Annotated in this window: 17 protein-coding genes; 9 read left to right on the plus strand and 8 right to left on the minus strand. The window is 72.2% G+C overall.

The genetic code is table 11. The features are described 5' to 3' along the window. The first annotated feature begins 2 nt into the window (after positions 1 to 2). The 5 genes from ACF1GV_RS31435 to ACF1GV_RS31455 all read left to right on the plus strand — a co-directional run bounded on the left by ACF1GV_RS31435 (position 3) and on the right by ACF1GV_RS31455 (position 5,162). Positions 3 to 1,337, plus strand: a complete 1,335-nt coding sequence (locus ACF1GV_RS31435) for a sulfate adenylyltransferase subunit 1 (RefSeq protein WP_391687384.1) — start codon at positions 3 to 5, stop codon at positions 1,335 to 1,337. A gap of 218 nt (positions 1,338 to 1,555) precedes the next feature. Continuing rightward, the gene (locus ACF1GV_RS31440; RefSeq protein ID WP_391687387.1) at positions 1,556 to 2,668 is read left to right on the plus strand and encodes an aliphatic sulfonate ABC transporter substrate-binding protein; all 1,113 of its coding nucleotides are present in this window, start codon (positions 1,556 to 1,558) and stop codon (positions 2,666 to 2,668) included. 37 nt (positions 2,669 to 2,705) lie between these two features. After that, a complete protein-coding gene (locus ACF1GV_RS31445; protein ID WP_391687390.1) occupies positions 2,706 to 3,491 on the plus strand; it encodes an ABC transporter ATP-binding protein in 786 nt (261 codons plus the stop codon). Next, a complete protein-coding gene (locus ACF1GV_RS31450; protein ID WP_391687393.1) occupies positions 3,478 to 4,410 on the plus strand; it encodes an ABC transporter permease in 933 nt (310 codons plus the stop codon). Before ACF1GV_RS31445 ends, ACF1GV_RS31450 begins: the two co-directional genes overlap by 14 nt. 5 nt (positions 4,411 to 4,415) lie before the next feature. Further along, positions 4,416 to 5,162, plus strand: coding sequence for a sirohydrochlorin chelatase (locus ACF1GV_RS31455; protein ID WP_391687396.1), 747 nt, complete (start codon positions 4,416 to 4,418; stop codon positions 5,160 to 5,162). An 88-nt stretch (positions 5,163 to 5,250) separates the two neighbouring features. On the opposite strand, the gene ACF1GV_RS31460 is transcribed toward ACF1GV_RS31455, so the two are convergent. Continuing rightward, positions 5,251 to 6,768 carry an EamA family transporter gene (locus ACF1GV_RS31460; RefSeq protein WP_391687399.1) on the minus strand — a complete coding sequence of 506 codons (1,518 nt, stop codon included), beginning with the start codon at positions 6,766 to 6,768 and terminating at the stop codon, positions 5,251 to 5,253. Positions 6,769 to 6,847: 79 nt separating this feature from the next. Here ACF1GV_RS31460 and ACF1GV_RS31465 point away from each other — a divergent pair, with 79 nt between their 5' ends. Beyond that, entirely contained in the window at positions 6,848 to 7,729 is an 882-nt protein-coding gene (locus tag ACF1GV_RS31465) for a LysR family transcriptional regulator (RefSeq protein ID WP_391688006.1), read from the plus strand. Here the strand turns inward: ACF1GV_RS31465 and ACF1GV_RS31470 are convergent. After that, positions 7,722 to 8,369 (minus strand): DsbA family protein, encoded by a 648-nt coding sequence (locus ACF1GV_RS31470; protein WP_391687402.1) that lies wholly within the window; start codon positions 8,367 to 8,369, stop codon positions 7,722 to 7,724. The two genes, ACF1GV_RS31465 and ACF1GV_RS31470, sit on opposite strands and share 8 nt — an antisense overlap. 146 nt (positions 8,370 to 8,515) lie before the next feature. Then, positions 8,516 to 9,112, minus strand: a complete 597-nt coding sequence (locus tag ACF1GV_RS31475) for a TIGR03086 family metal-binding protein (protein ID WP_391687405.1) — start codon at positions 9,110 to 9,112, stop codon at positions 8,516 to 8,518. Between the two features lie 80 nt (positions 9,113 to 9,192). Between ACF1GV_RS31475 and ACF1GV_RS31480 the strand changes: the two genes are divergently transcribed. Continuing rightward, a complete protein-coding gene (locus ACF1GV_RS31480) occupies positions 9,193 to 10,053 on the plus strand; it encodes an aldo/keto reductase (protein ID WP_391687408.1) in 861 nt (286 codons plus the stop codon). On the opposite strand, the gene ACF1GV_RS31485 is transcribed toward ACF1GV_RS31480, so the two are convergent. After that, a complete protein-coding gene (locus tag ACF1GV_RS31485) occupies positions 10,025 to 10,570 on the minus strand; it encodes a DUF1697 domain-containing protein (RefSeq protein WP_391687410.1) in 546 nt (181 codons plus the stop codon). The two genes, ACF1GV_RS31480 and ACF1GV_RS31485, sit on opposite strands and share 29 nt — an antisense overlap. A 261-nt stretch (positions 10,571 to 10,831) precedes the next feature. Here ACF1GV_RS31485 and ACF1GV_RS31490 point away from each other — a divergent pair, with 261 nt between their 5' ends. Further along, a complete protein-coding gene (locus tag ACF1GV_RS31490) occupies positions 10,832 to 13,081 on the plus strand; it encodes an MMPL family transporter (RefSeq protein ID WP_391687413.1) in 2,250 nt (749 codons plus the stop codon). Positions 13,082 to 13,180: 99 nt separating this feature from the next. On the opposite strand, the gene mgt is transcribed toward ACF1GV_RS31490, so the two are convergent. The 4 genes from mgt to ACF1GV_RS31510 are packed head-to-tail and all read right to left on the minus strand — an operon-like array spanning position 13,181 to position 17,482. Beyond that, positions 13,181 to 14,383, minus strand: a complete 1,203-nt coding sequence (mgt, locus tag ACF1GV_RS31495; protein ID WP_391687416.1) for a macrolide-inactivating glycosyltransferase — start codon at positions 14,381 to 14,383, stop codon at positions 13,181 to 13,183. A 59-nt stretch (positions 14,384 to 14,442) separates the two neighbouring features. Next, positions 14,443 to 15,726: an ABC transporter substrate-binding protein gene (locus ACF1GV_RS31500; RefSeq protein WP_391687419.1), complete on the minus strand. Its 1,284-nt coding sequence runs from the start codon at positions 15,724 to 15,726 to the stop codon at positions 14,443 to 14,445. Further along, positions 15,726 to 16,559, minus strand: coding sequence for a carbohydrate ABC transporter permease (locus ACF1GV_RS31505; protein WP_391687422.1), 834 nt, complete (start codon positions 16,557 to 16,559; stop codon positions 15,726 to 15,728). The genes ACF1GV_RS31500 and ACF1GV_RS31505 overlap by 1 nt, the downstream gene beginning before the upstream one ends. Continuing rightward, positions 16,556 to 17,482, minus strand: a complete 927-nt coding sequence (locus ACF1GV_RS31510) for a carbohydrate ABC transporter permease (RefSeq protein ID WP_391688009.1) — start codon at positions 17,480 to 17,482, stop codon at positions 16,556 to 16,558. The genes ACF1GV_RS31505 and ACF1GV_RS31510 overlap by 4 nt, the downstream gene beginning before the upstream one ends. Before the next feature lie 158 nt (positions 17,483 to 17,640). Between ACF1GV_RS31510 and ACF1GV_RS31515 the strand changes: the two genes are divergently transcribed. Further along, positions 17,641 to 18,498 carry a phosphotransferase enzyme family protein gene (locus ACF1GV_RS31515; protein WP_391687425.1) on the plus strand — a complete coding sequence of 286 codons (858 nt, stop codon included), beginning with the start codon at positions 17,641 to 17,643 and terminating at the stop codon, positions 18,496 to 18,498. Positions 18,499 to 18,518 lie beyond the last annotated feature (20 nt).

An 18,518-nucleotide genomic window follows, 5' to 3' on the forward strand; every position in this document is an offset into this window, starting at 1 on the left:
AGATGAGCACGATCACGACCGAGGAGCTCTCGGCCACCACCCTGCTGCGGTTCGCCACCGCCGGCTCCGTCGACGACGGCAAGTCCACGCTGGTGGGCCGGCTGCTGCACGACTCCAAGTCGGTCCTCACCGACCAGCTGGAGGCCGTGGAGCGCGTCTCCGCGAGCCGTGGCCAGGAGGGCCCGGACCTCGCGCTGCTCACCGACGGCCTGCGCGCCGAGCGTGAGCAGGGCATCACCATCGACGTGGCCTACCGCTACTTCGCCACCCCGCGGCGCCGGTTCATCCTGGCCGACACCCCGGGCCATGTGCAGTACACGCGGAACATGGTCACCGGCGCCTCCACCGCCGAGCTGACGGTGATCCTGGTCGACGCCCGCAACGGCGTCGTCGAGCAGACCCGCCGGCACGCGGCGATCGCCGCCCTGCTGCGGGTGCCGCACGTCGTGCTCGCCGTGAACAAGATGGACCTCGTCGGCTACGAGGAGAAGGTGTTCGCGGCCATCGCCGAGGAGTTCACCGCGTACGCCACCGAGCTGGGCGTGCCCGAGGTGACCGCGATCCCGATCTCGGCGCTCGAGGGCGACAACGTCGTGGAGCCGTCGGCGAACATGGACTGGTACGGCGGCCCGACCGTGCTGGAGCACCTGGAGACCGTCCCGGTCGCCCACGACCTGAGGCACTGCCACGCGCGGCTGCCCGTGCAGTACGTGATCCGGCCGCAGAGCGCCGAGCACCCCGACTACCGCGGCTACGCGGGCCAGATCGCCGCCGGCACCTTCCGCGTGGGCGAGTCCGTGACGGTGCTGCCGTCCGGGCGGGCCACGAAGATCGTCGGTATCGACCTGCTGGGCGAGTCCGTCGACGTGGCCTGGACGCCGCAGTCGGTGACCCTGCTCCTCGCGGACGACATCGACATCTCCCGCGGCGACCTGATCGTGCCCAGCAAGGACGCGCCGCCGACCACGCAGGACATCGAGGCGACCGTCTGCCACGTCGCCGACGCCCCGCTCACCGTCGGCCACCGGGTGCTGCTCAAGCACGGCACCCGCACCGTCAAGGCGATCGTGAAGGACATCCCGTCCCGGCTGACGCTGGACGACCTGTCCCTGCACCCGCACCCGGGGCAGCTCGCCGCCAACGACATCGGCCGCGTGAAGATCCGCACCGCCGAGCCGCTGCCGGTCGACTCCTACGCGGACTCGCGCCGCACCGGCTCGTTCATCCTGATCGACCCCAGCGACGGCACCACGCTGACCGCGGGCATGGTCGGCGAGTCGTTCGCCGCGCCCGAGCCGGTCAAGGACCAGGCCGACGACGACGGTTGGGACTTCTAGGACATGAACTCCTACGACTACTACGGGACGTTCGCGAAGGAGGGCGGCCGCGTCGGCAGCGGTGCCCTCGGCAGCGGACAGGGCGGAGTCGCGCGATGTGTGCGCTGACCGCTGCGACCCCCCACCCGACGTCCCGGAAGAGACGAAAACCTTCTGCCGACTTCCCGGCCACGACCTAGAAGACCGTGACCGCCGGGCCTCCGAGAGGACACCCTCCCGTGCCTGCCACACGCTCGACGCTCCTTCGCCGCGGCATCACCGCCGTGGCCGCTCTTCCCCTCCTCGCCCTCGCCGCCTGCGGCTACGGGTCCGAGGCCAAGGACGGCTCCGCCGCCCAGAAGGTCGCCGCGGGCGCCACGAAGATCGACGGCCTGGACAAGGTCAAGATCGGTTACTTCGGCAACCTGACGCACGCGACCGCGCTGGTCGGCGTCCAGAAGGGCTTCTTCCAGAAGGAGCTGGGCGCCACCGAGGCGAAGTACCAGGTCTTCAACGCCGGCCCCTCCGAGATCGAGGCGCTGAACTCGGGCTCCATCGACATCGGCTGGATCGGCCCCTCCCCGGCGATCAACGGCTACACCAAGTCCAAGGGCAAGAGCCTGCGGATCATCGCGGGTTCGGCCTCCGGCGGTGTGAAGCTCGTCGTCAACCCGAAGAAGATCACGTCCGTGAAGGACGTCAAGGGCAAGAAGATCGCCACCCCGCAGCTCGGCAACACCCAGGACGTCGCGTTCCTGAACTGGATCGCCGAGCAGGGCTGGAAGGTCAACGCACAGAGCGGCAAGGGTGACGTCTCGGTCGTCCGCACCGACAACAAGGTCACCCCGGACGCCTACAAGTCGGGTTCCGTCGACGGCGCGTGGGTGCCGGAGCCGACCGCGTCCAAGCTGGTCGCCGAGGGTGCCAAGGTGCTGCTGGACGAGTCCGACCTGTGGCCGGACAAGAAGTTCGTGATCACGAACGTCATCGTGTCGCAGAAGTTCCTCAAGAAGCACCCGAAGGCCGTCGAAGCGGTGCTGAAGGCCTCCATCGAGTCCAACAAGTGGATCAACGCCAACCCGGAGCAGGCGAAGACCGCGGCCAACCAGCAGCTGGAGGCCGACTCGGGCAAGGCTCTGCCGGCCAAGGTCCTCGACCCGGCCTGGAAGTCGATCCAGTTCATCGACGACCCGCTGGCCTCGACGCTCCGCACCGAGGCCGACCACGCGGTCAAGGCAGGTCTGCTCAAGGAGCCCGAGCTGGACGGCATCTACGACCTCACCCTCCTGAACAAGGTGCTGAAGGCCGAGGGCAAGCCCGCAGTCGCCGACGCCGGACTCGGCGTCAAGTAAGCCCGACCACCCGTTCAGTCCCCAGGAGGTGACGACCATGGCCACCGCGATCATGAAGGCCGAAGGCGTCCAGGCAGTCGAGTACGCCGCGCGTATCGAGCACGTGTCGAAGTCCTTCGCCGGGCCCGGCGGGCAGCAGCTCGTGCTGGACGACATCAGCCTCGATGTCGCTCCGGGCGAGTTCGTCACCCTCCTGGGGGCCTCGGGCTGCGGCAAGTCGACGCTGCTGAACCTGGTGGCGGGCCTGGAGCGGCCCACCGCCGGCAGCATCGACACCGACGGGCGTCCGGCCCTGATGTTCCAGGAGCACGCCCTGTTCCCGTGGCTGACCGCGGGCAAGAACATCGAACTCGCCCTGAAGCTGAGGGGCGTACCCAAGAGCGAGCGGCGCGACCGCGCCGAGGAACTGCTCGAACTGGTCCGGCTCAAGGGCTCGTACGGCAAGCGGGTGCACGAACTGTCCGGCGGCATGCGCCAGCGCGTGGCGATGGCCCGCGCGCTCGCGCAGGACAGCCGGCTGCTGCTGATGGACGAGCCGTTCGCGGCGCTGGACGCCATCACCCGGGACGTGCTGCACGACGAGCTGACCCGGATCTGGCAGGAGACGGGGGTGTCGGTGCTGTTCGTCACGCACAACGTGCGCGAGGCGGTCCGGCTCGCCGAGCGCGTGGTGCTGCTGTCCTCCCGGCCGGGCCGGGTGGCGCGCGAGTGGCGGGTGGGCATCCCTCAGCCGCGGCGCATCGAGGACGCGCCCGTGGCCGAACTGTCCCTGGAGATCACTGAAGTCCTGCGTGGGGAGATCCGCCGTCATGGCCAGCACTGACACGACCGGCACGACGGCGGACAGCCCCGGCCGGGCCACCTCGGACACCGCCGACCGGGCCGGTGGCCTCGGCGGCCTGGAGGCGGGCCTGGACGCCCTGGAGTCCTCGGCGACCGGCCGTCCGCCCTTCCGCGAGACCTTCGTCCGGAAGATCCTGCCGCCGATCGTCGCGGTCGCGGTGGTCCTGGTGCTCTGGCAGGCCCTGGTCTCCCTGAAGATCGTCGACGACCCGACGAAGCTGCCCACGCCCGCGGACGTCGGCGCCGAGTTCAAGGACGCCTGGCTCAAGGGCGAGCTGCTCGGCTACATCTGGACGTCCATCTCACGCGGTCTGCTCGGCTTCCTCTTCGCGCTCGCGATCGGCACCCCGCTGGGACTGGTCGTGGCGCGGGTGAAGTTCGTGCGCGCCGCGATCGGCCCGATCCTGTCCGGTCTGCAGTCCCTGCCGAGCGTGGCGTGGGTGCCGCCGGCCGTGATCTGGCTGGGCCTGAACAACTCGATGATGTACGCGGTGATCCTGCTCGGCGCGGTCCCGTCCATCGCCAACGGCCTGGTCTCCGGCATCGACCAGGTGCCGCCGCTGTTCCTGCGGGCGGGCCGCACGATGGGCGCGACCGGTCTGCGGGGCGCCTGGCACATCGTGATGCCGGCCGCGCTGCCGGGCTATCTCGCCGGTCTGAAGCAGGGCTGGGCGTTCTCCTGGCGGTCGCTGATGGCCGCGGAGATCATCGCCTCCTCCCCCGACCTCGGCATCGGCCTGGGCGCGCTGCTGGAGAACGGCCGCAACGCCAGCTCGATGTCCATGGTGTTCGAGTCCATCGTCTTGATCCTGTTCGTCGGCATCGCGATCGACCTGCTGATCTTCAGTCCGCTGGAGCGGGCCGTGCTGCGCAGCCGCGGCCTGCTGGTGAAGAGCTGAGTTTCATGTCCCACGCCCCCGTCCTCCTCGTCATCGCCCACGGCAGCCGCGACCCGCGGCACGCGGCGACCGTGCACTCCCTGGTGGAGCGCGTACGGTCGCTGCGGCCCGGCCTGCGCGTGGAGACCGGGTTCCTGGACTTCAACATCCCCTCGGTGCAGGGGGTGCTGGAGTCCCTGGCGGCGGAAGGCGTCCGTGATGTCGTCGCCCTGCCGCTGCTGCTGACGCGGGCCTTCCACGCCAAGGCGGACATCCCGGCGGTACTGCGGGACGCCCCGCGGAGCCTGCGGATCCGGCAGGCGGACGTCCTCGGTCCGTCACCGCTGCTGCTGTCGGCGCTGCAACGGCGGCTGTACGAGGCGGGGCTGACCCCCGCCGACAAGTCCTCGACCGGGGTCGTGCTGGCCTCGGCGGGGTCCACCGACCCGGAGGCGATCGCAGTGATCGCAGCAATCGCGCGGGAGTGGCGGCACACCGGTTGGTGCGCCGTGCGGCCTGCGTTCGCCTCCGCATCCCTTCCCCGGACCGAGGACGCGGTGCGCGCGCTGCGGGCTTTGGGCTGCGAGAAGGTGGCCGTTGCGCCGTACGTCCTGGCTCCCGGGTTTCTGCCGGACCGGATCGCTCGGGGCGCGGTCGCCGCGGACGCGGATGTCCTCGCGGACGTGTTGGGGGCGGCGCCTGAGGTGGCTCGGGTGGTGCTGGAGCGGTATGCGCAGGCTTCGATGCGGGTGCCTGCGGCGCTGGGGGCGTGAGCTGCGTCTGCCGGGTTCTGTCGTTGTTTCGGCTGCGGGCTCGTTGTGGCTGGTCGCGCAGTTCCCCGCGCCCCTTTGGGGGCGTGCTTCAGCTGGCCTGCACGGTGATGTGACGGTCTGCTCCCGGGTTCTCCAGTTCGTCGAGTATCGCTACGGCCATGTCCTCCGCGCTGATGCTTGAGCTGCCGTCGGGGGCGGTCAGGAGGGTGTCGGTGCCTCGGCGGTATCGGCCGGTGCGGGGGCCGGGTGCCAGCTCGGCCGGGGGGCTCAGGTAGACCCAGTCGGCGGCGGCGTGGGACCTGCAGGCTTCCAGTTGGGCGATCCCGGCGGCCGCCACGGCCCGGTACTCGGCGGGGACGTACGCGGGGTTGTCGGCGACGAGCAGCTCCTGGTCGCCGGGGCTGCGCAGCGCACCCGCCCCGCCGACCACCAGGACGCGTGTCCCACGCTCCGCGGCGGCGTCCAGCACGGTGCGGGTGGTGCCGGTGAGGAACGCGGCGTCGGCGGGGAAGGTCCGTACGGCCAGGACGACGGCGTCGGAGCCGGCCAGCGCCTCGCGCAGGGCGGACGGGTCGTTCGCGTCGACCGCGACCGGTGTCACGCCCGGGTCGTCGCTCACGGGCTTGCGGGACAGGGCGCGCACCCGGTGTCCGCGCGAGCGGGCCTCGGCGATCACGCGGCTGCCGACCATCCCGGTGGCGCCGAGCACGGCGATCGTCTTCTGTGTGGGCATGGAAGGTCTTCTCCTGATGTCGAGTTGGGCCGCGAGCATGGCGGCCAGGGCGAGAACGAACCCGGTGGTCTGCGGCCACGTCAGCGACTCGCCCAGTGTGATGCCGACGACGGTCGCGACCAGCGGCGACAGCAGCACCAGCGGGGCGGACGCGCCGACCGGGAGCCGGCCGATCCCGCGGAACCAGAGGGTGTAGGCGATGAGTCCGCCCATGCTGCCCAGCCACAGATAGCCGCCGGCCGCACCGGCACCGATCCGCTCCGGCACTCCCTCGACGGCGAACGTGAGCGGGAGCAGCAGCAGTCCGCCCGCCGTGAGCTGCCAGCCGGCGAGGGTGAGCGGGCCGACTCCGGCGGGGCGGCCCCAGCGCTTGGTGAGGACGACACCGCCGGCCATCCCGGCCGTCCCGCCGAGGCCGGCGAGCACCCCGACGGCGTCCAGCCGGGCCTGCGGGCCGAGGACGACGAGGGCGACGCCGAGCACGCCGAGCACTCCCCAGGTCCAGCGCCAGGCCGTCGGCCGGTCGTGCAGCACGGCGATGGCGAGCCCGGCGACCAGGAGCGGCTGTGCGGCGCCGAGCGTGGCGGCGACACCGCCGGGCAGCCGCTCGGCCGCGACGAACAGCAGCGGGAAGAGCGCGCCGATGTTGAGCACGCCGAGGACGGCGGCCTTCCACCACCACTGACCGCGCGGCAGCGTCCGGGTGAGCGCCAGCCCGGCCAGCCCGGCGGGCAGGGCGCGCATCAGACCGGCGAACAGCGGGTGCCCGGGCGGCAGGAGTTGGGTGGTGACGGCGTAGGTCGTGCCCCAGCACGCGGGAGCGAGCGCGGTCAGGGCGACGGTCGCCGCCCGCCGCGTGGGCGAGGAGTGCATGCCTGGAAGTCTGTCGACCCGGCTGCCATGCGTCCAACACATGGTTGCCATGGCAGCCATGCACCAGGACCATGGTTCGGTGGATCTCCAGCAGATGCGTTACGCCGTCGCCGTCGCCGACACCCGTAACTTCACCCGGGCCGCCGAGCGCTGCTTCGTGGTGCAGTCGTCGCTCAGTCACCGCATCGCCGCGTTGGAACGGGAGTTGGGCGTGAAGCTCTTCGCCCGGTCCAGCCGTCGCGTCGAACTCACCAGCGCCGGTGCCGCGTTCGTCACGGCCGCGCGCGAGTGCCTGGCCGCCGCGGACCGCGCGGTCGCCGACGCGGCCGCCGCGACCGGGGTGGTACGGGGCCGGCTCGCCGTGGGTGTCATCGTCACCACGGCCGCCGTGGACGTACCCGAGCTGCTCCGGCGCTACCGGGACCGGCACCGGGACGTCCGGGTCGGCCTGCGCTCCGGCCGCAGCGACGAACTGGCCGCGGCGATCCGCGCCGGCGAGCTGGACATCGCCTTCCTCGGCATGCCGGAGGACGAGCGGCCCACCGGGGTGGAGACGGTCGTCCTCGACCGTGACGAGCATGTGCTGGTGGTGCCGGCCGGGCACCGGCTCGCGGGCGCCGAGCGGGTCACCCTGGCGGAGATCGCCGGGGAGACGTTCGTGGACTTCGTCGAGGGCACGCCCGCCCGGGCGCAGTCGGACCGGGCGTTCACCGCCGCCGGGCTGGTCCGTGACGTGGCGTACGAGGCCGGCGTGGTGGAGATGATCACCGGGCTCATCGCGCGCGGTCTCGGCCTGGCGCTGCTGCCGTCGGCGTACATCGGGCCGCTGGCCGCGGGCGATCCCCGTCTGGTGCTGGTGCCGGTGGTCGACGGGCCGCGCCGGGTGGAGTACCTGGCGTGGAGCCGGTTCAACCCCAGCCCGGCGACCCGGGCGATGCTCGAGGTGCTCGGGGTCAGCTGAAGGACAGTCCGCCCGTGCGGGTCCGCTTGAGTTCGAAGACGTCGGGGTCGGCGGCCAGGGTGCGGAAGCTGTCGAAGAGTTCGGCTGCACGCCGGCCGCGCGGGATCGCCCGCAGTACGGGGCCGAACCACACCGTGCCGTCGACGTGGATCGTCGGTGTCCCCACATAGACGCCCGACTCGGGTTCGGCGCCGGCCTCGTGGCTGCGGCGCACCGCGTCGTCGTAGGACGCGTCGTGCGCGGCGGCGGCGAGGTCGGCGGGCAGGCCGAGTTCGGCGAGGGCCTCCGCGATCACCGCGTCGAAGTCCTCCTGCCGCCGCTCGTGGATGCGACTGCCGAAGGCCGTGTACAGGTCGCGCAGGACCTTCTCGCCGTGGCGTTCGGCGGCGGCGACCGCCACCCGCACCGGGCCGATCGACTTGTCGACCAATGTGCGGTACCAGTCGGGCAGTTCATTGCCGGTGTTGTGCAGATACAGGCTCATCACGTGGAAGCGGAGGTCGAGAGGGCGGTGCCGTTCGACCTCCAGCAGCCAGCGGGAGGTGATCCAGGCGAAGGGGCAGGCGGGGTCGAAGTAGCAGTCGACGCGGGTGGGCGAGGTGCCGGTGGACGCGGTGCCGGTGGGCGAGGTGCTCGTCATGGCGGCGACGCTACCGGCCGGGCGGCCCGGGGGAACGGGCCATTTCGGGGCCGGTTCCCTGGGCCACCCGGCGCGGGCTCGGCGCTGTGCGGCCACGCCCCGCCGTGGGCTCACCGCTGTGCGGGCACGCCCGCCCTGCCGCGGGCTCAGCGCCGTGCCGTGACGCCCTGCCGCGGGTCGCGTCCACTGGCCGCGAGGGCCCGGTCGAAGACGGGGGCGTCGTCCGGGACGGGCACCGGGTCGGCGAAGCCGTCGTACTGGCGGTACAGCTCGGCGTGCCGGACCACCACGTCGTGCACGAAGCCGGCCGCCTCCGGGGAGATCCGGAACTCCTGGCCGGTGGCCACGGCCACGTCCCAGCCGTGCACCGCCATCTCCTTGATGACCATCCCGGCCAGCTCGGCGGCCGGCAGCGCGGCCGAGCCGAGGTCGATCTCCCCCTCCCACACGGCCGGGTCCTTCCACGCGGCGACCGCGCGCTGCAGCTGGGCCGCGTACGCCTCCGCCCAGTCCGGCTCCGCGGTGAAGTCCCGCGCGGTCAGCTCGTCGGGCAATGGGGTGCGCCGGGCGCGGTGCTCCAGACCGTGCGAGGTGTACAGGACCCAGTGGTTGACCAGGGCACGCACGTCCCAAGCGGAGCAGTGGGTCGGGTCGTTCAGCCGCTCGGCGGGGACACCGCGCGCCACGCGGGCCGCCTCGTCGGCGCATTCGCTCATGTACCGGTGTGCTGCGTCGTACGTCATGGCGTCCACGCTAGGGAAGGCCGGTACGGCCCTTCTTGAACAAACGCGACAGCGCACGAGCAGGGCGATACGCTCCCGAAATGATCGATCATATTTTCCCCCTCGGTGGTGATCTGCGGGTCCGGCGGCTGGGCTACGGCACCGCCCAGCTCACCGGCCCCGGCTACTGGGGGCCCCGCGGTGATCCCGCGGACGCGGTGGCGGTGCTGCGCCGGGCGGTGGAGCGCGGCGTGACACTGATCGACACCGCCGACAACTACGGCCCTCGTCTGGCCGAGGAGCTGATCGCCGAGGCGCTGCACCCCTACCCGGAGCACCTGGTGATCGCCACCAAGGGCGGTGTCGTACGCACGAGCGATCGCGCCTGGCACATCGACGGGCGCCCGGAGCATCTGCGCGCGGCCTGCGAGGCGAGCCTGAAGCGGCTGCGGGTGGACACCATCGATCTGTACCAGCTGCACCGCCTCGATCCCGGGATACCGCCGACCGAACAGCTCGGCGCGCTCGGCGAGTTGCGCGCGGAGGGCAAGATCCGGCACATCGGTCTGGACACGGTCACCGCCGAGCAGCTCGCCGAGGCCCTCACCTCGGCGCCGGTCGCGGCCATGCAGAACCGCTACCACCTCCGGGACCGAGTCTCGGAGCCGCTGCTGACGCTGTGCGAGGAGCGCGGCATCGCGTTCCTGCCCTGGTTCCCGCTCGGCAACGGCGCGCTCACCAGGGATCCCGGGTGCGTCTCGGTGGCCGCGGCGCACGGCGTCACCCCGGGCCAGGTCGCGCTGGCCTGGCTGCTGCACCGCTCCCCCGTACTGTGCCCGACGCCCGGCACGGGCAGCCCGGCGCACCTGGAGGAGAACCTGGCCGCGGCGGCGGTACGGCTGACGGACGGCGACATGACCCGGCTGGACGCGCTCAGCCCCCGGTCAGCTCCACGAGCTTGACCACGGTGTTCCAGTTGCGGCTCGTGGCGATCACCCCCTTGTTCACGCGCGGCCGGGACAGGACCTCGGCGAGCTTGGAGCGGCCGAGGCCTTCCGGGGCGTACAGGTACAGGGCGCGGTCGCCGAGGCGGAACTCCTCCGGGGCATAGGCGGCCGGATCGATCTCCGCGAACCGCTCGGGGCCGACCTGCTCGGAGAAGTACGTGACGTGCAGCTGCTTGCCCTCCAGTTCGGCCGCCGGGAACGGGCAGGCGCCGGCGACCGCGCGCAGGTAGGCGTGGTCGCGCACGATCACGTCGACCCGGAAGCCGAACTGCCCCTCGATCGCGGCCATGAGGTCGGCGGCCAGGGAGTCCTCGTCACCGTGCGCCGAGGAGAACACGGCCTGCCCGCTCTGCAGATAGGTGCGCACATCGTCCAGGCCGAGGCCGGTCATCAGCGTGCGCAGGTCGGCCATCGGCAGCTTCCTGCTGCCGCCCACGTTGATACCGCGCAGCAGTGCCGCATACATCGTCATCCGCCCACCATAGAGCGGCCGTCGCGCCCCGTGGGGGCGGGCACGACGGCCGTCCCACCCTGATGTACGGCCCCCAGCTCCGGCGACAGATGTAAGGGGCACCGTCCGCCCCTGTGGGGAGGGTGCGGGGGTCCGAGGGGAGGAGCGGGGGCGGCGGCAGTTCACCGGGCAGCACGACGAGATGGCATTGTCCGGCCCCTACCGTCGACGTGAAAGGTGGTGGCAGGGGGCCGCCACCGCGCACAAGGGGGCAGGCCCGTCATGGACAGTGGGGAATCGCGGGTGCGGGGGATCGCCGCCCGTGCCGGCGGCTGGAGCGCCCGGCACCGCTGGGCGGCGGTCGGCATCTGGGTGCTGTTCGTCGTCCTGGCCATGGGGCTGGGGTCCGCGGCGGGCCGGGTCGACGTCGACGACAGGGACCAGCTCAAGGGGGAGACGCACACCGCGGCTCAGATCATCAAGGACGCCGGGATCGAGGAGCCCGCGAGCGAGACCGTCCTCCTCCAGGCGAAGGACGGCCGGCTGCGGGCGACCGACGCTGAGTTCAAGTCCGCCGTGGACGCCGTCGTCAAGGCCGTCGACGGCACCGGCCGGGTCACGGACGTGACGTCGCCGTACACCACGCACACGATCTCCAAGGACGGGCACAGCGCGCTGGTGCAGTTCGACATGCGCGGCGACGCGGACACCGCCGGTGACCGGGTGGAGCCGGTGCTGAAGGCCGTCGAGGGGGTGCAGAAGGAGCACGCCGGCACGCTGCGGATCGAGGAGATCGGCGGCGCGAGCATGACGAAGACGTTCAGCGACGCGTTCGGGGACGACTTCCAGAAGGCCGAGTACTCGGCCGTACCGGTGGCGCTCGGCATCCTGCTCATCGCCTTCGGCGCGCTGGTGGCGGCCCTGCTGCCGGTGGCGCTGGCGATCACCGCGATCATGGCGACGATGGGCCTGATGGGCCTCGTCAGCCATCTCCAGCCGATGAGCGACACCGCCAACTCCGTGATGCTCCTGGTCGGCATGGCGGTCGGCGTCGACTACTGCCTGTTCTACCTGCGCCGCGAGCGCGAGGAGCGGGCGGCCGGACGGGACGCGCGCACGGCCCTCAGGATCGCCGCCGCGACCAGTGGCCGGGCGATCGTGGTCTCCGGCGTCACCGTGTGCGTGGCGATGGCGGGCATGCTGTTCACCGGGCTCGCCACCTTCGAGGCGATGGGCCTGGCCTCGCTGATGGTGGTGGCCGTCGCCATGGTCGGCTCGGTCACCGTGCTGCCGGCGGTGCTGTCGCTGCTGGGCGAGCGCGTGGAGAAGGGCCGTCTGCCCTTCCTGAGCCGTCGCCGGCGCAAGGGCAACGGGGAGAGCCGGTTCTGGTCGGCTGTCCTCAAGGGCGTCCTGGCCCGGCCCGCGGTGTCCGTGGTGGTCGCACTCGGCGCGCTGCTCGCCGTGGCGGCGCCCGCGCTCGGCATGAAGACGCAACAGCTCACCCTGGACCAGGAGTTCGGTGACTCGCTGCCCATCGTGCAGACCTACAACCGTCTCAACGACGCCTTCCCGGGCGGCTCGGAGCCGGCCCAGGTGGTCGTGAAGGCCAAGGACATCGACGCCCCGGAGGTGAAGGCGGCGCTCGCCGACTTCCGGGACCTGGCGATCTCCTCGGGCGCCTCGCGCGGCCCGGTCGACATCAAGGTCCACGAGAAGCAGAACGTCGCCTTCGTCTCCGTCCCGCTGGTCGGCGGCTCCGACCAGGACAAGGCGGGCGCCAGCCTGGAGAAGCTGCGCGACGACGTGCGCCCGGCGACGCTGGGCAAGGTGGCGGGCGTCCAGGCGCCGATCACCGGGCAGGTCGCGGGCTCGCACGACTTCAACGACCAGCTCGTCGGCTCGGTCGTACCGGTCTTCGCCTTCGTGGTGGTGTTCGCCTTCGCGCTGATGCTCCTGTCGTTCCGCTCGCTGACCATCGCGATCACCTCGATCGTGCTGAACCTGCTGTCGGTGGGCGCCGCGTACGGCATCCTCGTCGCGGTCTTCCAGCACGGCTGGGGGGCGTCCCTGGTCGGCGCGGAAGGGGTCGGCGCGATCATCACCTGGCTGCCGCTGTTCCTGTTCGTGATCCTCTTCGGCCTGTCGATGGACTACCACGTCTTCGTCGTGTCCCGGATCCGCGAGGCGCGGCTGCGCGGCCGGTCCACGAAGGACGCGATCACGCACGGCGTGGTGACCACGGCGGGTGTGGTCACCAGCGCCGCGGTCATCATGGTCGCCGTCTTCGCGATCTTCGGCACGCTGTCGATGCAGTCGATGAAGCAGATGGGCGTGGGCCTGGCGGCCGCCGTGCTGATCGACGCGACCGTCATCCGCGGTGTGCTGCTGCCGGCGGTCATGGCGCTGCTGGGCGAGCGCAACTGGTACCTGCCGAAGTGGCTGCACCGGCTGCCGGACCTGACCCACGACGAGGCACCGGAGGCCATCGCGGCCGAGCCGGCGCGGGGCGAGGGCGAGCCGCTGCGGGTGTGACGTCCCCGCAGCAGCCCGAGGGCCCGCCGGTCCGGTGACCGGCGGGCCCTCGCATGGGTACGGCGTGACCGACGGGCCTTCACGCGCGTACGTCGTGTCTCAGCGGGCGCGTGTAGGCAGTTCGGCCTCGATGAGGTCGGCTGCCCGCCGGGTGCCGCCCTCCTGGGCCATCCGGGCCTGGATCTCCTTCAGCCGCCGGGCCACCTCCGCGTCGCCGACCAGCGCGAGAGCGGCCTCGCGCAGCGCCTCCGCGGTCGCCGCCGCCGTGGCCAGCTGCCGTGCCACACCGAGCTGCTGGAGCACGTCGGCGTTGCCGAACTGGTCCGCCGCCTGTGGTACGGCGATCATCGGCGTGCCCGTGGCCAGCCCCTCCTGGCTGCCGCCCGCCCCGGCATGCGTGACGAACAGGTCGGCCTCCTTCAGGATCGCCAACTGCGGCACCCAGTCGCGCACTTCCACGTTCTTTGGTACGTCGCCCAGGTCTGCGGGGTCGACGTGCTTGCCGATCTGCAGCACCGTGTGCCATCCGGGCAGATCGCCGAAGGCGCGCACACATTCCCGGTAGAAGGTGGGCTGCTTGGTGAAGGCGGAGCCCAGCGACACCAGCACCACCTTCTCGGCGCGGGCGGGCCGCCGCCACGTGCCCTGCGCGGCGCGGTCGCCCTGGCAGGCGCCGACGAAGGTGTACACACGCTCGTCGACCCGGTCGGACTGCGGCTGCAGCGCCTTCGGGATCAGCACCAGGGAGCGGGCGGGCCGGCCGGCGAAGTCGTCGGGGTGCTGCGTGATGCCGTTCTCCTCCAGCCAGGCCCGGAAGCGGGCGTAGTACGCCTGGCCGCGTGGCGTCTTCTTCGGCTCCGCCCACATCGGCTCGGCGACCTCCTCCTCGTAGCCCTCCCAGGCGACGAGGCTGGGCGAGAGGGAGATGGCGGGGACGCCCCAGCGGTGGGCGAGGACACGGCCCGGGTAGGAGGCGATGTCGTGCAGCACGAGGTCCGGTTCGTCGCCCCGGTAGGCCTCGATCAACTGCGGCAGGGCCTGGACGGCGTCGTTCAGAAACGGTTCGACGTTGTCCAGCAGGGTGTCGCCCCACGCCGACGGGTCGTCGTCGGGCGAGGGCAGGGTGGAGTTCCAGAGCTTGGGTTCGGCACCGGTCTCGGCGATCTTGCCGGCGAGGACCGGCGGGATGGCGTACGTGACCCGGTGCCCGCGTGCGACGAGCTCCCGGATCACCTCGAGGCTGGGGTTCACATGGCCGTGGGCGGCGATGGAGAACATGGCGATGTGGGCGCGACTGGTCATGGCCAGCACCCTAGTCGAGACGAGACGTCTCGTCCAAGTATTTCGTCGGTGACCGGAAGTCAGCGCTGGTAGCGGGCCAGGACCAGGTTGCCGTCGTCTTCGAGGCGGCGGCGCAGTTCGGGGAGGCCGATCGCGCCGCTGTAGTACTCCTGGAAGGCGGGGGTGGCCACCTTGTCCTTCCACTCGGGGTAGCCGCGCACCGACTGCGCGGGCGCCGAGGTGAGCCGGCCGGCCAGGGCGGTGCCGGTGGCCCAGCCGTCCTTCGCGGTGTGCAGGGCGGGGTCGCTCAACGCCTCGGTGCCCGTGGGCAGCATCCAGTCGCCGAGCGCCAGCCGGACCATGTTCTTCGGCCGCAGCAGGAAGTCGAGGAAGGCGGCGGCCTCCTTCTTGTGCGGGCTGTCCTCGGCGATCGAGAGGGTCTGCGGGCTGACGCCCTGGGTGAGCCCGCCCGCGCCGGCCGGGGCGGGCAGCACCTGCCAGGCGAAGCCCTTCGGCGCCTGCTGGGCGATCTGCTGGCGGTAGGAGAAGCCGAGCGGCACCATCGCGTACCGGCCGCCGAAGAAGCCGGGCAGGGTGTCGGAGCCGCCGCTGCCGAGGGTGGAGCGCGGGGCACTGTGGTCTCCGCTCACCTGGTCGCGGATGGTGCGCGGCACTTCGGCGTCGGCGGACTCGAAACGGACGGTGACCTTCCCGTCGGCGCCGCGGTGGAAGAGCCGGCCGCCCGCGGACAGGGACAGGTTGAGCGTCGCGGACACCGGCTCCTTCAGCGGCCAGGCCACTCCGTATCGGCCGTTGCCGCTGAGCCGCTTGGTCACCTGCCGGAACTCCGGCCAGCTCCAGGGGTGTTCGGGCGACGGGATGCGGACGCCCGAGCGGCGCAGCCAGGTCGCGTTGGCGATGAGCACGCGCGGCTCCTGGAGGAACGGCACACCGTAGACGCCGTCGCCGAAGGTCGCCGTCGCCCAACTGTGCTGCGGGATGCCGTCCTTGAGCCGTTGCGGGAGCAGGCCGGTGAGGTCGGCGAGGTAGCCGCCGTGCGCGAAGTCGGCGAGGTCGTCGGCGGCGTCGTGGATGACGTCGGGGGCCTCGCCGCCCTCGAAGGAGGTGAGCAGCTGGTCGTGGACGCTGTCCCAACTGCCCTGGACGTACTCGACCCGTACGTCCGGATGCGCGGCGTTCCACTCGCGCACCAGCTCCTTCGTGGCACGCACGGACTCGTCCTGCCAGGCGAGGGACTGGAAGCGCAGGGTGACGCGCCCGTCGTCCCCGGCATGCGGTGAGCACGCGGCGAGGAGCAGCACGAGCACCGTCAGCAACCGGGTGCGCGTCAGCGTGGTACGCATCAGCCTCTCACCGCCCCGGCGAGCAGCCCGCCCGCGATCCGCCGCTGCACCAGCGCGAAGAAGGCCAGCGAGGGGACCGTGGCGAGCACGGACGCGGCGGCCAGCGGCCCGAGGTCGGCGACGCCCTCCGCGCCGATGAAGTGGGTGAGCACCACCGGCAGGGTCTGTTTCTCCGGGCTCTTGAGCAGCACCAGCGCGAAGAAGAACTCGTTCCACGCGGTGACGAACGCGAACAGCGCGGTCGCCGCGATGCCCGGCGCGAGCAGCGGTGCCGTCACCGACACGAGGATCCGCAGCCGCCCGGCCCCGTCGACGGCCGCCGCCTCCTCCAGTTCCACCGGCACGGCCCGGACGTACCCGGTGAGCAGCCACAACGCGAACGGCAGCGCCCACACGACGTACACCATGACCAGCCCCGCCGGGGAGTCGACCAGCCGCAGGTCGCGCAGCAGCAGGAACAGCGGGACGATCAGCAGCACGAAGGGGAACGCCTGGCTGACCACCACCCAGCCGCTCGCCGCCCGCGCGAGCCGGGTGCGGTGCCGGGCCAGGGCGTACGCCATTGGCGTGGCCAGGCATACGGCGATCAGGGCGGCGGCGAGCGCGATGAGCAGGGAGTTGGCCGCGGCCCGCAGCAGGGGCTGCTCGTCGAAGGCCTGGCGGAAGTTGGCGAGGGTGGGGTCCTTCGGGAGCCAGGTGGGGTGCAGACGGGCCAGCTCGCGCGGCGGCTTGAAGGCGGTGGACAGCAGCCACAGGAAGGGGAACGCGAGGAAGACCAGGTACGCCAGCAGGGCGGCGTACTGGCCGGCGCGGGCGCTCCTGCGGACCTTCACCGCTCCTCGCCTCCCCGCAGCCGGCCCGCCAGGAACACGGCGAGACAGACGGCGACCACCGCGACCAGCACACAGCCCATCGCGGCCGCATAGCCGAACTGCCCGTAACGGAAGGCCTCTTCGTAGGCGAAGAGCATAGGAAGCCGGGTGCGTCCGCCGGGACCGCCGCTGGTGAGGACGTAGATCAGGGCGAAGGCGTTGACGTTCCAGATGAGGTTGAGCGCGGTGACGGCGAGGGCGACCGGGCGCAGTGCGGGCCAGGTGACGGCGCGAAAGCGGCGCCAGGCGCCCGCGCCGTCCAGGGCGGCGGCCTCGTGCAGGTCACGCGGGGTGTTCTGCAGGCCGGCGAGGAGGGCGACCGTGGTCTGCGGCAGGCCCGCCCAGACGCCGACGACGATCACGGCGGGCAGGGCGGTGTACAGGGAGCCGAGCCAGTCACGGCCGCCACCGAGGCCGAGGCCGCGCAGCATCTCGTTGAGCACGCCGGCGTCGGTGTTGTAGACGAGCCGCCACATGATGCCGACGACGACCTCGGGCATGGCCCACGGCACGATCGCCAGCGCCCGGGCGAGCCAGCGCAGCCTCAAGTCCTGGTTCAGCAGGAGGGCGAGGCCGAGCGCGAGCAGGAACTGCGGGACGGTCACGCCGACGGCCCACACCAGGCCGATCCGGAACGACTCCCAGAAGAGGGTGTCGTGCAGCAGGTCGCGGAAGTTGAGGGCGCCGATCCAGTGGGTGGGCGCGGCGCGGCCGGACTGCGCGTCGGTGAACGCCAGCAGGAGGCCGTAGAGCAGCGGGCCGACGCTCAGCACGAGGATGGGCAGCAGTGCGGGCAGGACGAGGAACCAGGCGCCGCGGTCGCGGGGCCGCCGCGGGCCCCGGGAGCGCGGCGCGTGCGGGGCCGGCCGCCTCACGTCCGCCACTGCCGTCACGGAATCAGCCCCTTTGGACACCCTTGGGTTGGCATGACCATGGTTGTAAACCGCGTGGCCGCCGTCAAGGGACCGCGCACCGGGGCCGACCTGTACGAATGCGAGACTGACGCAGACACGGTGCGGAAACGTGAACACGGAGGCGGAGGATGGACGAGGCGCGGGCGCGGGAGGTACTGGCCACGGCGAAGGTGCCGGAGGCCGGGGACGCGCGGCTGCTCGCCCTGGGCGAGAACGCGGTGTTCGCCGCCGGTGACCTGGTCGTCAAGGTGGGCCGCGACGCCGAACTGCTGGAACGCGCCCACCGCGAACTGGACATCGCGCGGTGGCTGGCGGACGCGGACGTCCCGGCCGTCCGCGCGGCCGAGCCGGAGCCGCTGCTGGTCGAGGGGCATCCGGTCACCGTGTGGCACCGGCTGCCGGACGCGGTACGGCCCGCCGAGCCCCGCGATCTGGCCGCGCTGCTGCGGATCGTGCACGCCCTGCCCACGCCCTCCTTCGAGCTGCCGCGCCGGGAGCTGCTGGGCGGGGTGGAGCGCTGGCTGCGGCTCGCGGGTGGCGCCATCGACCCGGCCGACGCCGCCTACCTGCGCGAGCGCCGGGACGGCTTCGCCTCGGCCGCCGCGGCGCTCACCCCGCACCTGGCGCCGGGCCCGATCCATGGCGACGCCCTGCCCCGCAACGTCCACATCGGCCCCGACGGCCCGGTCCTGGTCGACCTGGAGACCTTCTCCTCGGACCTGCGCGAGCACGACCTCGTGGTCATGGCCCTCTCCCGCGACCGCTACGGCCTGCCCGCCGACGCCTACGACGCCTTCACCGCCGCCTACGGCTGGGACGTACGGGAGTGGGAGGGCTGCGCTGTGCTGCGCGGCGCGCGGGAGACGGCCAGCTGCGCCTGGGTCGCCCAGCACGCGCCGGGCAACCCCAAGGCCCTCGCCGAGTTCCGCCGCCGGGTGGCGTCACTGCGCGAGGGCGACGCGACGGTGCGGTGGTTCCCCTTCTAGGCGCTTCTGAGCGGTCGAGG

The organism is Streptomyces sp. NPDC014006 (assembly GCF_043088925.1).
GTDB lineage: Bacteria > Actinomycetota > Actinomycetes > Streptomycetales > Streptomycetaceae > Streptomyces.